The sequence below is a fragment of the Streptomyces sp. NPDC030183 genome, from assembly GCF_055573455.1.
On record NZ_JBVIBK010000015.1, the window covers coordinates 1 to 15,327 of the forward strand.

At 73.2% G+C, this 15,327-nt stretch carries 12 protein-coding genes; 3 read left to right on the plus strand and 9 right to left on the minus strand.

The features are described 5' to 3' along the window. Nucleotides 1-249 (plus strand): integrase core domain-containing protein (locus tag ACZ4Z2_RS19135; RefSeq protein WP_468077470.1); only part of this gene is annotated, 249 nt, incomplete at its 5' end. On the opposite strand, the gene ACZ4Z2_RS19140 is transcribed toward ACZ4Z2_RS19135, so the two are convergent. From ACZ4Z2_RS19140 to ACZ4Z2_RS19180, 9 genes are all read right to left on the minus strand, one after another. Continuing rightward, the gene (locus ACZ4Z2_RS19140) at nt 246-1,265 is read right to left on the minus strand and encodes a Yip1 family protein (RefSeq protein WP_468077472.1); all 1,020 of its coding nucleotides are present in this window, start codon (nt 1,263-1,265) and stop codon (nt 246-248) included. The two genes, ACZ4Z2_RS19135 and ACZ4Z2_RS19140, sit on opposite strands and share 4 nt — an antisense overlap. A gap of 103 nt (nt 1,266-1,368) precedes the next feature. Beyond that, nucleotides 1,369-2,844 (minus strand): integrin-like protein, encoded by a 1,476-nt coding sequence (locus ACZ4Z2_RS19145; protein WP_468077474.1) that lies wholly within the window; start codon nt 2,842-2,844, stop codon nt 1,369-1,371. A gap of 232 nt (nt 2,845-3,076) precedes the next feature. Continuing rightward, nucleotides 3,077-3,472 carry a nuclear transport factor 2 family protein gene (locus ACZ4Z2_RS19150; protein WP_468077476.1) on the minus strand — a complete coding sequence of 132 codons (396 nt, stop codon included), beginning with the start codon at nt 3,470-3,472 and terminating at the stop codon, nt 3,077-3,079. Nucleotides 3,473-3,617: 145 nt separating this feature from the next. Beyond that, a complete protein-coding gene (locus tag ACZ4Z2_RS19155) occupies nt 3,618-6,962 on the minus strand; it encodes an NACHT domain-containing protein (protein ID WP_468077478.1) in 3,345 nt (1,114 codons plus the stop codon). 121 nt (nt 6,963-7,083) lie between these two features. Then, nucleotides 7,084-8,475, minus strand: coding sequence for an FG-GAP and VCBS repeat-containing protein (locus ACZ4Z2_RS19160; RefSeq protein WP_468077479.1), 1,392 nt, complete (start codon nt 8,473-8,475; stop codon nt 7,084-7,086). A 56-nt stretch (nt 8,476-8,531) separates the two neighbouring features. After that, complete coding sequence (locus tag ACZ4Z2_RS19165; RefSeq protein WP_468077481.1) at nt 8,532-8,867, minus strand: hypothetical protein; 336 nt, start codon at nt 8,865-8,867, stop codon at nt 8,532-8,534. A gap of 142 nt (nt 8,868-9,009) precedes the next feature. Beyond that, nucleotides 9,010-10,485 carry an FG-GAP and VCBS repeat-containing protein gene (locus tag ACZ4Z2_RS19170; protein WP_468077483.1) on the minus strand — a complete coding sequence of 492 codons (1,476 nt, stop codon included), beginning with the start codon at nt 10,483-10,485 and terminating at the stop codon, nt 9,010-9,012. Between the two features lie 256 nt (nt 10,486-10,741). Then, nucleotides 10,742-12,211, minus strand: a complete 1,470-nt coding sequence (locus ACZ4Z2_RS19175; protein ID WP_468077485.1) for an FG-GAP-like repeat-containing protein — start codon at nt 12,209-12,211, stop codon at nt 10,742-10,744. Nucleotides 12,212-12,323: 112 nt separating this feature from the next. Continuing rightward, entirely contained in the window at nt 12,324-13,733 is a 1,410-nt protein-coding gene (locus ACZ4Z2_RS19180) for an FG-GAP-like repeat-containing protein (protein WP_468077487.1), read from the minus strand. Between the two features lie 173 nt (nt 13,734-13,906). Between ACZ4Z2_RS19180 and ACZ4Z2_RS19185 the strand changes: the two genes are divergently transcribed. Together ACZ4Z2_RS19185 and ACZ4Z2_RS19190 are read left to right on the plus strand one after the other, a co-directional pair. Continuing rightward, the gene (locus ACZ4Z2_RS19185) at nt 13,907-14,662 is read left to right on the plus strand and encodes a DUF6281 family protein (protein WP_468077489.1); all 756 of its coding nucleotides are present in this window, start codon (nt 13,907-13,909) and stop codon (nt 14,660-14,662) included. Nucleotides 14,663-14,770: 108 nt separating this feature from the next. Then, nucleotides 14,771-15,319 carry an NUDIX hydrolase gene (locus tag ACZ4Z2_RS19190; protein ID WP_468077491.1) on the plus strand — a complete coding sequence of 183 codons (549 nt, stop codon included), beginning with the start codon at nt 14,771-14,773 and terminating at the stop codon, nt 15,317-15,319. The last annotated feature ends 8 nt before the right edge of the window (nt 15,320-15,327 follow it).

The following is a 15,327-nucleotide window of genomic DNA, read 5'->3' on the forward strand; positions in this document are numbered from 1 at the left end:
CTCGCCGAGATCGGCGCCACCGGAAAGCTGACCCGCGCCTACCGACCCCAGACGAACGGCAAGGTCGAACGCTTCAACCGCACCCTGCTCGACGAGTGGGCCTACCTACGGCCCTACACCAGCAACACCGAACGCACCGCAGCCCTCGACACCTTCCTGCACACCTACAACTACCATCGCTGCCACACCGCCCTCGGAGGCCAGCCCCCGATCAGCCGTGTCAACAACCCTACGGGTCAATACAGCTAGAACGTGCCCAGCTTGATCAGGGACAGGATCGCGACCAGCTGGATCGCCGACGCGCCCAGGGCCTTCGGCCAGGGGAGGTCGTGGGACTTGGAGACCATCAGGGTCAGCAGGGCGCCCGCGGCGACCCAGGTGATCCAGCCGAGGACCTGGACGAACGACGCGTCGCCGCCCGCGAACATCGCCACGATCAGGCGCGGCGCGTCCGTCAGCGCCATGATCAGCATGGAGAGGCCCACCGTCGGCTGCCACGCGCCGTCGCCGCCCAGCTGGCGGGCCAGGGTGTGGGTCACCACGCCCAGGATGAACGTGCTCAGCACCATCGTCACGGCGGTGACCAGGACGATCGGCACGGCGTTCGACAGCGTCGCGTTGATCGCGTCCTCGCGGGCCGTGTCGAAGCCGAAGACCGCCAGCAGGCCGTAGAGGAACATCACGATGAGGGCGGGGCCCCACACCGCGTAGTCGCGCATCACCAGGAACGTCTGGTTCGGGCTGGTGACGATGCCCTTCAGGAGCGCCTTCCAGGGCAGGCGCGGGCCGACCGGGGCCGCCGGGGCGTGCCCGGCGCGGTAGGTGTCGCTCTGCTGGTACGGGTCCTCGCCGACGGCGAACATCTGGGTGTGACCGGGGTTGTTGGCCGCGTACGGGTCGGGGCCGGCGCCGCCGTGGTGGCCGCCGTCGTCGCCGAAGTACTCCGGCTCGCCGTGGTTCCCGTGATGGCCCTGGGGCCCGTAGCCGCCGGGGCGGCCGCCGTGTGTCTGCGGCCAGCCCTGGTTGCCGCCCCGGCCGCCGCCGTGCGGCGGCCCCGGGGGCGTCTGGGGATAGCCGTACGACGGGCCGCCGGCCTGCGGGGCCTGCTGTCCGCGCGGGGGGTTGTGCGGTCGCGTTTGAGGAGCGCCGTTGTCCCGGCCGCGTCCGATCCTGAATCCAGCCACGTCATCGAACGTACCTGGTCCCGGCGAGCGGTGTGCCGGGCCGGGGGGCACCGGCCCGGCTTTGCGGCCGAGCTGTGACATCCCCTAAGGGATCGTCAGGTACTCGGGTCGGAGATTTCGTTCGGGGATCGTCCGGGAGTACTCAGGGTGTCGTGAGAGGGGCTGTGGCCGTGCCGGGGCCGGGTCAGTGGCTGCTCATGTACCTGCCGTACGACAGCGCAGTCGTGGGGGACGGCAGGCCGAGGCCGGCCGGGGTGAGGGCGTACGAGCCCGTGGCGGAGGTCTTCGGGAAGAGCCAGACGCCGCCGGAGCCGCCGTTCTCGCCCGGGGCGCCCACCGCCGCGTCGGGGACGCCGTCCTTGTCGTAGTCGCCGGTCGCGACGGTCGCGCCGAACGCGTCGCCGGTCTCGGCCGCGCCGGGGACGCTGGGGCGGTCCTGGTGGTACGGCATGGACGTGGCCTCGCCTGACGGGTCGACGATGCCGCTGCTGTGGCCGAGCAGGAGGGTGGCGGCGCCGGCCCGGGCGCGGCTGCCGATGGCCTCGCCGGGGGCGCCGGCGATCAGGTCGTCGCGGCCGTCGCGGTTCCAGTCCAGTACGGCGAGGGAGGCGCCGAAGCGGTCGCCGTCCTCGGCGACGCCGTACACGCCGACCGTGTCCTGGTTGAGGGTCTGGGTGCGGGAGCCGAAGGAGCTCGGGTGGCCGTAGAGGATGTGGATGCCGCCGCCCTTGGCGTACGGCTCCGGGCCGCACGGGTCGTCGATGTTCTCGTCGGCGATCTCGCGGCACTCGCCGAGCGCGAGGTCGTCCAGGCCGTCGCCGTCGAAGTCGCCGGTGGCGAGGGCCGAGGCGGCGCCGTTGTCGGCGTTCCAGAAGTTGGCCATGCGCTGCTCGGCCGGGTCCCAGGTCCACAGGCGTACGTGGGAGCGGGTGTAGGGGGCGTCGACGGTGTGGAAGGCGAGGGCCAGGTCGTCCGTGCCGTCGGCGTCGAAGTCGCCCGTGGAGAGGACGGGGGCGCGGCCGCCCATGGGGGTGGCGAGGACGGTGGTGGTGACGAGGTCCTCGCCGTCGTTGACGACGGCGCGCAGGACGACCTTGTCGCGGCCGCCGACCACGATGTCCCGGCCGCCGTCGCCGGTCACGTCGGCCGCGGCGACCGACCAGCCGTAGGCGGCGTGGGCGAACGGGCCGACCAGCGCGTTCGAGCCGGGGCGTGAGCTGCCCTTGCCGCCGCCCACGACGACGACCACGCCCGCGTCCGTGCCGCGGCCGTCGACGTCCTCGCCGGGGGCGCCGACGATCAGCTCGGCGGTGCCGTCGCCGCTGAGGTCCTCCAGCGCGACGGCGGCGCCGAAGCGGTCGCCCTGCTCGGGGGTGCCGGGGACCTCCGCCGTGGCCTGGCTGATGCGGATGCCGCCGTGGTGGCCGACGCCCTTGGCGCCGCCCCACAGGACGTGCACGTAGCCCGCCTTGGCCTTGCCGTTCACCGTCGCGTCGGGGACGCCTACGGCGAGGTCCGCGTAGCCGTCCGCGTTGAAGTCGCTGGTGACGGGGGAGGGCTGGGGGGCGGCGAGCGCGTGGGGGGCCGCGCAGAGCGTGAGTGCCGTCGTGGCCGAGCAGGCCGCTACGGCGGCGGCCAGGGCGTACGTCCGTCTGTGCACGAGGGGCTCCAGGTGGGTGGCCGGATATCGGCGGTGGTGCGGTTCACCTGTTTGACACCTGGAGGTGGGGTTGGGTTGTGCGGGTGCGCTCCGCTTTGGGGGCCGGGCGCCTCAGGGGGCGGGGGTGCCGGTTCGTTGGCGGGTGCGGGGTCAGCCGTGGTTGCTCGCGCAGTTCCCCGCGCCCCTGAAGGGGCCTGCGGCCCCCTTCAGCGCCCCTGGTCCGCCCTCGGTCTCAGGACCAGAACTCCGCTTCCTTGTCCATGTCCTCCTGGCACTCGTCGATGTCCGTGATCTTGTCCCCGACGATGCGGAAGACCAGGCAGCCGGTCTGCTCGATGTGCTTGCCGCCGCGCTCGGCGGTGTAGCGGTGGACGGAGACGGCGTGGCCCCGGCCGTCGACGCACACATGGCTCAGGTCGACGCTGAACGTTCCGCCGGTCTCCTCGAAGAGCCGCTGGTAGTACTGGATCATCGAGTCCTGGCCCTTGTGGTCGCCCGAGAGCATGTGGCTGCCGGGGACGTGGTGCGTACAGTCCGTCGCCATCAGGCCGCGCAGGGTGTCCATGTCGCCGCGCGTGAATGCCTCGTAGCCCTTGCGGACGAGTGCTGCGTTGGGGTGTTCAGTCATGAGGGATCGCCGGCTTTCCATCGGTTTCGCTCGAATGTCCGATAGGGCAATTGTCTTCGCGGGCGCTCCCGTGTGCACGCGCGCGGGCGGGGCGCTGGACGCCCCGCTTCTCTTGCCGCCCGCCAGCCCCGCTGCCGGGGCCGGTCTAGGGCCGGGTGCGCGCGAGGAGGAGGATCTGACGTCCCGCTCTCGTCGAGGCGGGACGGTCGAGCGTTGCCAGGCTCTCCCAGGCCAGGTGCAGGGTGCGGACCGCCACTGGATTGCGGAACCCCGACCTGCGCAGGGCCACGATGGCGGCGAGCAGCGCGGTACGGGCGGAGGCCAGCGCCGGCGCGTCGCAGGCCGGCGTCCTGGCGCGTGCCCGGGTGAGAAGGTGCGCGGCGCCGGTCACCAGGTCCAGTGCTTCGCCGAGCCAGCGTCCGGGGTCCCCTTGGTGGGCCGAGCGCAGCAGGTCGCGGACGTCGCACACGGCGCCGGCCGGATCGTCCGGCGGTTGTTGGCCGGGGAACGACTCGGCCGCCTCCTGGGCCAGGAGGTTGTCCAGAGCCGTGAGCACGTCGGGCTGGGTGAGGGCAGGTCTCGTCCTGGCGGCGAAGAGGGTGCGGAACGCCTGGAGAGAGACAGCCAGGGTTTCCGCGGGGGAGACGAGGGCGAGGGCGAGCAGTGGATCGGCGACCTGGGGCGGAGCGACCCTGCGGGCGAGGTCGTGGGCGATGACCGGGTCCGTTCCGCTCGCGAGCAGGTCACTCCGCCCGGGACCGAGGAGCCGCGCGAGGCTGAGGGCGGCGTCGAGGTCGGGGCCCGTGGCGTAGTGGAACAGGCTGCCGCGGTTCGAGCCGCCGGCGTAGTCGAGCGCACCCACCCGGTCCATCGGCACCGAAGGGTCGAGGTGGCGGGCCCGGTCGAGGGCGCGGGTGGTCGCGATGTCGAGGGCGCGGGTCGGCTCCGGACGGCGGGCCAGCGTGATGATGATGTCGCGGTCATCGGCGCTCGGGTGGTCGCGGCCCATGGCCTCGAGGTCCAGGCCCTCGGTGATGCCCAGGGCGTGGGCGTGCTGCAGGAGTCGGCCGAGGCGCAGGTGGCGGGCGAGTTCGAGGTTGTGGCGCAGCAGGCCGTCGAGACTGTCGTGCGGGCGGCCGACGGTGAGGGCCCGGGCGGAGGCGTGGACGAGGTCGCTGGTCAGTGCGAGCGCGAGGGCGACGGCGAGGGTGAGGGAGAGTTCCAAGGGAGCGAGGGCGGCTGAGCCGCGCACCTCGGGAACGCGGTCGAGGGCCGTGGAGAGGACGACGGCCCAGTCCTCGATCCGCTCCCGCCGCTCGGTCGAGACGGCCAGCACTTCCAGGTAGATCATGAGCCGTTGACGGTCGGAGGCCGGGACGTCGCGGATCTCGTCGGGGCTGGGAGTGTAGGGCCAGGGTGCCCCGGGTGCCTGGTGCAGGACCGTGCGGTGGCCGTCGAGGGCCCAGACGGTGTGACGGCCGAGGTCGGCCACCAGAGCGGCGGCCGGATCGCCGAGTTCCCTGGGTGTGGGGAGCCGGTAGAAGGCGTCACCGCTGATGGTGTTGAGCCAGTCGACGAAGCGTTCCGCGTCCCCCGCGTGCATTCCTGTGGCCGCTTCGTCGCCCTCTCCGGCCTCTGTGGTTCCAGCGGGCACGGGATGGTGGCGGCCGGCCGCTGCCTCCTCGTGGACGAAGAGGTCGTACAGCGCGCGGGGTGCGGGGTGCGCACACAGTTCGGTCGTGTCGTCGAGCTGGATGGACTCGTTCAGGACCCGGGTGGCCAGGACGCCGGCGAGGAGTCGCTGCCGGGCGGGATCGGTGGGCCGGTCGGAGGCCGGGGGAGCCAGCAGGGCTTCGAGGCGGTCCCGGGTGTCGGGATCGACGGTTCTGGCCTGGTCGGCGCAGTCGAAGGCCAGGGCCAGAGCCGGAACCGTGCCACGGTCGAGGCAGGCGGAGATGACGGGGGTGGCGTCATTCGCCGCCGACCACAGCAGGATGGTCTCGCGCCACCACGGGTCCTCGACATTGTCGGTCAGTACGCGGGAGTCGGCACGGGGGGTGCCGAGTTGGGCGGATGCCAGGTACTCCTGCAACGTGAGGTGGGCGAACGCGTACACACCCTGATCGCGTTCGACGAGCAGGCCGCTCTTGCGGGCTTCCTCCAGGAACACGTCGGGCGCCACCTCACCGGGGACCTGCCGCAAGGCCCGGCGAATGGCCCTGGCGGCGTCGCGTACCGGCCAGTCCCGGACCTTGGCCTTCATCATGGCCAGCGCCAGGTGCTGGGCGACGTGCTGCTTGTGCGGGCCGGTCAGGCCGGTGGCGTCGCGCAGGCCACGCGCCTCGGACCGGCGGTGGAGCAGCACGTCGCACATCTCCGCGTACAACTCCGCCCGGCTGCCGGGTAGTTGGCCTCGGTAGCGGTGGACGTTCGCCGTCATCGTCAGCAGCAGGGGGTTGGCCGCCAGGTCGTACAGCGCGGGCTGCTTCCGCAACCGGGACAGGAGGTCGCCGGCGTTCCGTTCGGCGGCCAGGCGCACCTCCCGACCGCTCCCGGCTCGCGCGCGGCTCTCCGTCGCGTACGACCACTGGTGCAGGAACTCACTGATCTGCGGCCAGGTGAACCGCAGTACCTGCAGTACCTCCCCGCCGGGAAGCGGATTCGGCTCGTAGCCGTGCGGGCGGGAGGTGACGACGTACGTGTTGTGCGGGTGGCGTTGGATCTGGCGGGTGGCCCAGGCGACCACCCGGGTTCGTTCCGCCGGGTCGGCGACCTCGTCCAAGCCGTCCAGGAGGACCACGCAACGCCCTCGGTCGAGCCTTCGCTCCAGCCAGCGGGGTGAGACCTTGCCGTTCAGCCAGCCGGCGGAGACGGCGACCGCCGCCAGCTTCTCGGGTTCCTCGGCCAGCAGGGCGGCGGCGTGGTCACGCAGATAGAGGAGGACGGGGAGCCGGCGCTTCCAGGGCCGCCACCGGTGGCCGCAGAGTTCGAGCGCGGTGTTGCGGGCCAGGGTGGTCTTGCCCGAGCCCGGCCCGCCGATCACCGCCAGGACCCGGGACGCCCCGTCGCGTTCGGCGTCCTGGAGCACCGATGCCAGGGTCCGGCGTTCCCCGCCGGTCACCGAGCCCACGTACGGCTCCCTCGACGCGCTGTGCAGGGGCTGGGGTACGACGCTCACGTCCACGTACACCTGGCGCATACGGAACACGAACTCGCTCTGGGTGGCGATGCCCACCGTCTCCATGTCCCGGACACTCGCGCGGAGTTGGCGCAGATAGACCCTGCGGCGCCCGCGCGGCGCCGGGTCGGTGGGGGGTGGGGCCGTACCGAGTTCGGCGTAGAGCAGGCTGGCGACCGCCACCGCGTACGACACATACATCCACGTCCAGCTGAGGTTCCCTTCGGAGAGGACCTGGTTCGCCGTCACGCTCAGTGCCAGCGCCAGTGCCGCGCCGCCCAGGACCCGGAACACACCGCGTAAGCCCGTCATCCCCACCCCCGTGTTCGCCCGCCGCCGTCAGCCGGGCATCTTTCCGTACCCCGTTCACACCGGCCACGCGTTTCGCAGTTCCCGATCACGGTGCACCGCCCGGCCCTGGGCGGGGCGTGGGCTACTGCAGCATGCCCGGAATGATGTCGCCGTCGACCGGCTGGGCGCCGGTCGTCGTGATGCCCTTGGACGTGCCCCGCAGCAGGAGCGAGCCGTGGTTGGCGGTGATGTAGAGGTCGGCCCTGCCGTCGCGGTCGGTGTCGCGCAGGCGGACCAGGTTGCCGAAGGACTCGTCGTCCAGGTCGCCGGGGACGCCGGGGGTGTCGCGGGCGAACCACTGCGAACCCGTGCCGGTGAGGCCCGACTTGGAGCCGTACAGGACGTGGACGGCGCCGGCGTACGGGTGGGTGCCGAGCTTCTCGCCGTACGCGCCGACCGCGAGGTCGCGGTAGCCGTCGCCGTTCACGTCGCCGGCGGAGACGGACCCGCCGAAGGCGTCGTCGACCTCGGGGGTGTCCTTCACGCCCTTCGTGGCCTGGGTGAAGCGGGCCGACCGGGAGGAGGGGCCCGTCGAACCGCCGTACCAGACCGTGACGCGGCCCCGGTACCTGTCGTACAGCGGGGTGCCGATCGCGACGTCGCCGTAGCCGTCCTTGTCGAAGTCGGCGATCACACCGTCGCCGCCCCGCTCGGCCTGGCCGCCGTTGCCCTTGACCGACTCCAGGCGGAGGGTCTTGCCGGGGTAGAGCTTCGCCTTGCCGCCCTTGACGAACCAGGCGTCGGAGGCGATGTACGTGTCGGTGACGACGTCGCCGATGACGACCAGGTCCGTCTTGCCGTCCTGGTCGACCTTGCCGGTGATCAGCGAGGTGGCCCAGAAGGACGCGTTCTCCTTGTCCAGGACCGTGACCGAGCCCTTCACGCCCGACTTGGTGATCGCGCCCCGGTAGACGTACGCCCTGCCGTCGCGGACGAGGGCCAGGTCCGGGTTGCCGTCGCCGTCGAAGTCGCCGGTGGCGAGGTCGGAGGCCAGGCCGGACACGCCCTTGGGGCCCTTGTTCGGCAGGGCGGTGCCGCCGGACAGGCCCTTCGCGCCGCCCCACAGGACGGTCACCGTGCCGTTGTCCTTGTACGAGCCGACGTTCTCGCCGTTGGCCGACACCGCGAGGTCGCCGTAGCCGTCCTTGTTGAAGTCGGCGGCCGTGCGGACCTCGCCGAAGAAGTCGTCCCGCTCGTCGGCGCCGGGGACGCCCGCGTCGGCCTGGTCGACGAACTGCGTCTTCGTGCCGGGGCCGTCGGCCGTGCCGAAGGTGACCAGGACACCGCCGCCCTTGCTGGCACCTTCCGGGCCGTACGAGAACACCGCGTAGTCGCGGTGACCGTCGCCGTTGAAGTCGTCGGCGTACTTGGCGGGGGCGGCGGTCGCCGGGGCGGCGGTGGCGAGGGTGAGGAGGCCGCCGGTCAGGGCGGCGGCGGTCGCCGCGGCCAGCGCGGTGCGGAGGGAGCGCTTCATGAGGTCGTCTTCCTGACGTGGGTGTGAGGGAGGAAGTGCGTGAGGGAGCGGAGTGGTCAGCCGCGCAGGGCGGCGCCGAAGGCCGGGGTACCGGTGGTGGGGACGCCGAACTTCGCCGGGCCGTAGGTCCTGGCTCCCGACGGGGCGGCCGACTTCAGCCACCAGATCGCGCCGTCGCCCGTGTTCTCGCCGGTGCCGCCGACGGGCAGCTCGGCCTTGCCGTCCCTGGTGGTGTCGGCGAGCAGGACGCGGGCGCCGAAGCGGTCGCCGGACTCGGCGGTGTCCGGGACGCCGGAGGTGGACTGCGACAGGGTGCGGGCGCCCGTCGGCAGGTAGCCGACGCCGGTGCCGCGCAGGAGGGGCGCGACCGCCGCGGCGGTTCGGATACGCATGGCTGTTCTCAGGTCCTCGGTCCTCGGTCCTCGGGTTCACAGGGCGAAGGGGCGAAGGGACGAAGGGGCGAAGGGGCGAAGGGGCGGAGGGGCGAAGGCCCGCACCCTTGCGGATGCGGGCCCGACTCCGGTGCGGGGTGGATCAGTTGGCCGCGTTGGCGCCGAAGTACGGGTAGGCGTCCGTGGAGACGCCGACCGAGGACGGGGCGAGGGAGCGGGAGCCCACCGTGGTGATCTTGGAGCCGTCGGAGGGCAGGTAGACGAGGGAGCCGTTGAAGTCGTTCTCGCCGTACGCGCCGACCGTCAGGTCCGCCTTGCCGTCGCCGGTGACGTCGGTGAGCTTCACCTCGCCGCCGAACCGGTCGTCCTTCTCGTCCGAGCCGGGAACGCCGGCTGTGGACTGGGTGAGGTACTGGTAGCCGGAGGAGGTGTTCAGACCGGCCTCCGAGCCGTAGAGGACGGTGACCGCGCCGGCGTTGACGATGTCGCCGACGTTCTCGCCGGACGCGCCGACGACCAGGTCCGTCTTCCCGTCGCCGTTGATGTCGCCGAGGGACAGCTCGCTGCCGAACCAGTCGCCGCGCTCGGAGGAACCGGGGACGTTGCCGCTGTCCTGCGTCACCGCGACCGTGGTTCCGGGGCCGTCGACGGAGCCGTAGAGGACGTGCACCTTGCCGCCGGTGCTCGACTCGGGCACGGAGGGTTCGCCGCCGTCCTTCGACGGGTCCCAGTCCTGGCCGGTGACGATGTCGCCGAAGCCGTCGCCGTTGATGTCGCCGATGCCGGTGACGATGCCGCGCTTCAGCTCCTTCGCGTTCGAGGCGCTGAGACCGGAGGCGCTGCCGGGCACGTACCAGTTGGTGTTGTAGTGCCAGGTGCCGTCGGTCTCGAAGCCGTCGACGACCAGGTCGCTCCGCTTGTCGCCGTTGACGTCGCCCGCGGTGAGCATCAGGGTGCCGGTGGCGGAGCCGGACTGGATGGCCGTGGTGAAGCTGTAGCGGCCTCCGTACGCGCCGGACTTGCCGATGCCGCCCTTGAAGACGTACACGCGGTTCGACGAGGAGCCGACCGCCAGGTCCTCCTTGCCGTCGCCGTCGAAGTCACCCGACGCGAGGGCGGTGCCCCAGCGGTCGTGCGAGGAGGCCGCCGGGTCGTTGAGGGTCGTGGCGCCGGACAGGCCGTTCGCCGAGCCCCACACGATGAGGACCGTGCCGCCGTCGGTGTCGCCGTCGACGTCCTCGTACGACGCCGACACGGCGAGGTCGTCGAAGCCGTCGCCGTTGTAGTCGCCGTACGCGCTCACCCAGCCGAAGAGGTCGTTCGTCTCGGCCTGGCCGGGCACGCCGGAGGTGTTCTGGCTGATCGTGGTGCGCTTCGTGGACGTCACGCCGCTCGCGGAGCCGTACAGGGCGACGATCTGGCCGGCGCCCTTCTTGCCGCCGACCGTGGCGTAACCGGCCGAGTACGCCACATCGCCGTAACCGTCGTTGTTGAAGTCCGCCACCGGGTGGTGGACCGAGTCGGCGGCCGTCGCCGTCGCCGCCGAGAACGTGAGCAGACCGCCGGTCAGCGCGGCCGCGGAGGCCGTCGCGAGGGCGAGTCGCAGGTGCTTGTGCATGCGGGAATCTCCTGCTGCATGCGGGACGCCTGGCAGGCGTCCGCAGTCAATGGGGTGCCCTTCCTGTCCGTGTTCGCCCGGAGTTCACCCGGGGGTCACGGGGAAGTCGGCGCACAGGAGACCGCCGGAGGTACGGGAGGGTTGTACGGGAGTTCGAGAATTCTTTGTGATCGGTGGAACCGGTGGGGCGCCGGGGACCTCTTGCTTCCCTGCGCCCTTGCCCGGCTCAGCACTCCCCGGCACTCCCCGGCACTCCTCACCTGCCGAGCACTGCCCCGTACCCCGACGCTCCCGTCAGGCCGAGCTTCGCCGGTGTCAGGGACACCGCGGCGGGGCGGGGGCCGTCGCCCGCCGACGGGCGGTACCAGAGGGCGCCCGTGCGGGCGTTCTCGCCGGGCGCGCCCACCACCTGGTCGTCGTACCTCGCCGTGTCGAAGTCGGCCGCCGCCAGCGCCGCCCCGAACAGGTCGCCCTCCTCGGCCGTGCCCGGGACCCCGGCGGAGCTCTGGGTGAAGGCCGGCCCGGTGAACACCCGGTCGGCGCCCGCCTTCAGCTCCCAGTACGCGCCCGCGCGGGCCGCCGCCCCCACCGCCTCGTGGCTCGCGCCCACGAGCAGGGAGTCGGGCCCGCTGCCGTCGAGGCCGACGACGGCCAGCGCGGCCCCGAAGTTGTCCTCGGTCTCGGCCGTGCCGCCCACGCCGGGGGAGGACTGGGTGGTGCAGGTGACCTCGCCGCCGAGCGTGGTGCCCGGCGCCCCGTACACCGTGGCGAGGGCGCCGCCGAGCCGGTCCGCGCACGCCGCCCCCTCCGCCTCCGGGTTCGGCAGCACCTCGCCGAGCGCCAGGTCGGTGCGGCCGTCGCCGTCGAAGTCACCGGCGGCGAGCGCGGAGGCGAAGTCGGGGGCCTGCCAGCGGGTCGTCCAGCCGTCGGCGGACAGGGAGCGGACGCGGGTGCCCGCGCTCTCCAGGCCCTTGAAGGTGACGGCCAGGTCGTCCTTGCCGTCGCCGTCGAAGTCCGCGGTGGTCAGCGCGCGGGCGTCACCGAAGTCGTAGCCCTCGACGAGCGTGGTGGGCGCGGCCTTCGTGAGCGGTCCCGGCCGCAGGACAGTGGCGCCGCCCTCCTCGCCGCTCACGGAGAGGACGAGGTCCCGGTCGCCGTCCCCGTCGTAGTCCCCGGCGGTGACCAGTCGTCCGAGCTGCTGCCCGGGGCCGCCCTTGGCGACCGTGAGCCCCGACCTGAGACCCTTCGCCGAGCCCCACAGCACGTACGCGGCCCCCTGGTGCCGGTCGGAGCCGCCGAGCCGCTCGCCGGGCGCGGTCACCGCGAGGTCGGCGTGACCGTCCGCGTCGAAGTCCGCCGCCCGCACGGCGTACCCGAACTGGTCACCGGCCTCCGCCGTGCCCGGGATACCGCCGCCGGCCTGGTCGATCCGGGTGCTCCTGCCGCCGAGGCCGTCCGCGGAGCCCCACAGCACATGTACGAAGCCGGCCTTGGCGTGTCCGCCGGCGGTGCCCGCGGGGACGCCCACCGCGAGGTCGGCGTAGCCGTCGCCGTCGAAGTCGCCGCGTACGGACCCGGCGGCGGCCGCCGGGGGCGCGACGAGCATCCCGAGGGACAGCCCGGCGACCGTGACGAGGACGGCGGCGGGGAGGGCGACGGGAAGGGCGGGGAGGGCTCTTCGCCCGCCGAGCGGCCGACGGCCGCGGCGCTGGGGGGTGGTGGACACGGAGGGCTCCAACTGGTCTGGGGGCGGCGGGAGTCGGTGTGCCGGGTCGAGGTGCCGGGGGTCGAGGTGCCGGGGGTCGTGGCGCCGGGTCGCGGCGCCGGGTGGGTGGAGGCTAGCGGAGGACGGAGCCGAACGCGGGGTACGGGGTACCGCCCAGGCCGAAGTCGGTGGCGTTGAAGGACGCGGCGTACGACGTCGTGAGACCGGAGGCCGTACCGCGCAGGACCCAGACCGCGCCCGTGTCCGCGGCGGTACCGATGTCCTCGCCGGCCGCGCCGATCGCCAGGTCGGCGCGGCCGTTGCCGTTGACGTCCTTGAGGCGGACGGCGGAGCCGAAGGCGTCGTCGGGCTCGGCCGCGCCGGGCACGCCCGGGGTGGCCTGCTGCCAGGACGTGCCCCGGCCCAGGCCGGTCGCGGAGCCCTTCAGCAGGACCGCGTTGCCCACCCCCCGCACCCCGTCGACCGTCTCGCCGGGCGCGCCGACGGCCACGTCCGCGTACCCGTCGCCGGTGACGTCGCCCGCGGCGACCGAGCCGCCGAAGCCGTCGCCCGGCTCGTCGGCGCCGGGGACGCCCGTGCTCGCCTGGCTGTACGACCGGGAGGGCCACCCGTCCACGCCGAGCCCGCGGTCGTTGCCGGGCCACACGGCGAACCGTCCGCCGGTGCCGGCGGACGGTTCGCCGAGGACGAGGTCGCTGTAGCCGTTCCCGTCGAGGTCGCCGGCCGCGACCCGCGCCTCGGTGACGACGTCGGACACGGCGCCCTGGAAGAGGGGCCGGTAGTAGTAGCCGATGTCTCCGGCGCCGCCCCGCAGGTAGCCCGCGAAGCCCCGGCCCGCGGCGTCGGTGCCGTGCAGGACGTAGTCGCTGCCCGAGCCGTTGGAGAAATGCGCGCCGAGGACGCCGTCGAGCCGTACGCCGTCGGGCAGGAAGTCGACCTCCGGGGCGAGCGCCGGCCCGTCCGGCACGCCGTCGGCGTACCACCAGAAGCGGTTCTCGGAGACGACCACCAGGTTGCCGGCGTCGTCGCCGTCGAGGTCGACGAAGGAGGCGCCCTCGCCGAAGCGGACGTCCTCGTCGCTGGGCACGTCGAGGACCATGCCGCCGGTGCGGAAGCCGCGGGTGCCGCCCCACAGGAGGGTGAGGGAGCCGTCCGGCTTGCCGTCGACCTTCTCGCCGGGCGCGCCGACGATCAGGTCCGCGTAGCCGTCGTGGTTGACGTCTCCGCTGGTCACGTTCTCGCCGAACTCGTCCTCGGGCTCCAGGGCGCCGGGCACGCCGGGGGAGTTCTGGGTGAGGGTCACCGACCTGGCGGAGCCGGTGCCGACACCGGAGGAGGAACCGAACGTGACGGTCACGGCGTTGGCCTTGGGCGTGCCGATGACGAGGTCCCGGTACCCGTCGCCGTCGAAGTCGTCCTTCAGCCCCGGCGCGGCGACCGCGCTCCCGGCCGTCGGCAGGGTGAGGCCCACCACCGCGAGCGCGCCCGCGCAGACGGCCACGACGAGCTTCCTTGCAACCACGGGTGACCTCCGGAGGACGGGGCGGGGCGTACGCAGGGCTGTTGGGCTGTTCGTCGGTGTGACGCGCGGGGCGTACGAAGGGTTGTGTGCGGGTGGCCGGAAAGTGAAGCGAACGTTCGGCGCGGGTGGCGCGTCCAGGGAGCGAAGCGACCCCTGACGAAGGAGACGTGACCATGCTCGTTCCCCGTGCCCGGACCGCCCTGGCCGCCCTCGTACTGGCCCCCCTCGCCGTCGGCTGCGCCGCGGTGGGCGGTGCGGGGGAGGCTGCGGGGTCCTGCGCGTTCGTGGTGGACCACCGCGACCGGCAGTACGTCGACGTGGGCCGCGTCGACGTCGACCTCGGCGCCGAGGTCGGCACCGCGCGGCAGGCGGTCTGCCTGGACCAGGGAGGGGCCGAGGAGGACGCCGACGCGGCGCCGGACCGGACCGTCTACACGGCGTACGCCGTCGAGGGCGTCGATCCCGCCGACGCGATCGCCGTCCGCGAGTCACCCGGCGGGGAGCTGTCGGTCATGGTGGTCCCCCGCGAGGACGAGCCCGTGGCGGACGCGGCCGACCGGGTCCTCGGGAAGGCGGGGCGGGACGACGGCGATGACGGCTCCGACTCCGGCTCCGGTGACAGCGGCTCCGGTGTGGCGAAGTGCGTGTTCCTCGTGGAGTACGGCGGGGAGAGCTATATCGACCGGGGCGGGAAGGGCTTCGCCCTGGGGGCGAGGCTGGGAACGGCCCGCACGACCGACTGCGACGACACCCCCGGGGACACGGACCCCACCCCCGAACCGGAGGTCTACGAGGCGTACGCGATCAAGGGCCTGGACCCGTCCGACGCCATCGCCGTCCGCCGCGCACCGAACGAGGAACCCCAGTTCCTGACCCGCCTGGGGGACGACCTCCCGCGGGAGGTCGAGGAACACCTCACGGAGGGGTGAGCACCACGCCCTGCGCGGCGGGTGGGGCGAGGGCGTGAGCCCGCCGTCGCCGCGGCGGCCGGTTGATGCTCCTCTTGCCTGTCGGTGCCCTCTGCCAGGGTGAGGCGCATGGGCGAGCTGATGGAGCGGGTCGGCGAGGACGACGAGGTGATCGGTGTCGTGGACCGGGCGGAAGCGGTCCGCCGGGGGTGGCTGCACCGCGTGGCGACGGTCGTGTGCCGCGACCCGGTCGGCCGGTATCTGCTCCACCGCCGCCCCGACGACATGGCGCGCTTCCCCGGTCGGATGAACTGGATGCTCGGCGGTGCCGCCGAGGTCGGCGAGTCGTACGAGCAGGCCGCCGCGCGGGAGCTGGAGGAGGAGCTGGGCGTCCGGTGCCGCCCCCGGTTCCTGCTGAAGTTCCGGTGCGCGGGCGCGATCAGCCCGTACTGGCTGGGTCTGCACGAGGTGGTCGTCACGGGGCCTGTGCGGCCGGACCCCGCGGAGATCGCCTGGTACGGCTGGGTGAGCGAGGCGGAGCTGGCCGGATGGGTGCGTGACCCGGCGTTCGTGCCGGACGCCCGCGAGGCGTTCCAGCGGTACCGCGCGGAACGGCGACGCCCCCGTGCTCGGGGGGAGCACGGGGGCGTCGGCGAGGTCACCGGGCCGTCGCGGTGAGGGGCCGG

Excerpts from the sequence above, each read along its gene's own strand:
- ACZ4Z2_RS19170 (WP_468077483.1), bottom strand. The coding sequence starts at position 10,485 with ATGCACAAGCACCTGCGACTCGCCCTCGCGACGGCCTCCGCGGCCGCG.
- ACZ4Z2_RS19165 (WP_468077481.1), bottom strand. The coding sequence starts at position 8,867 with ATGCGTATCCGAACCGCCGCGGCGGTCGCGCCCCTCCTGCGCGGCACC.
- ACZ4Z2_RS19140 (WP_468077472.1), bottom strand. The coding sequence starts at position 1,265 with ATGTCACAGCTCGGCCGCAAAGCCGGGCCGGTGCCCCCCGGCCCGGCA.
- ACZ4Z2_RS19150 (WP_468077476.1), bottom strand. The coding sequence starts at position 3,472 with ATGACTGAACACCCCAACGCAGCACTCGTCCGCAAGGGCTACGAGGCA.
- ACZ4Z2_RS19160 (WP_468077479.1), bottom strand. The coding sequence starts at position 8,475 with ATGAAGCGCTCCCTCCGCACCGCGCTGGCCGCGGCGACCGCCGCCGCC.
- ACZ4Z2_RS19190 (WP_468077491.1), top strand. The coding sequence starts at position 14,771 with ATGGGCGAGCTGATGGAGCGGGTCGGCGAGGACGACGAGGTGATCGGT.
- ACZ4Z2_RS19185 (WP_468077489.1), top strand. The coding sequence starts at position 13,907 with ATGCTCGTTCCCCGTGCCCGGACCGCCCTGGCCGCCCTCGTACTGGCC.
- ACZ4Z2_RS19155 (WP_468077478.1), bottom strand. The coding sequence starts at position 6,962 with ATGACGGGCTTACGCGGTGTGTTCCGGGTCCTGGGCGGCGCGGCACTG.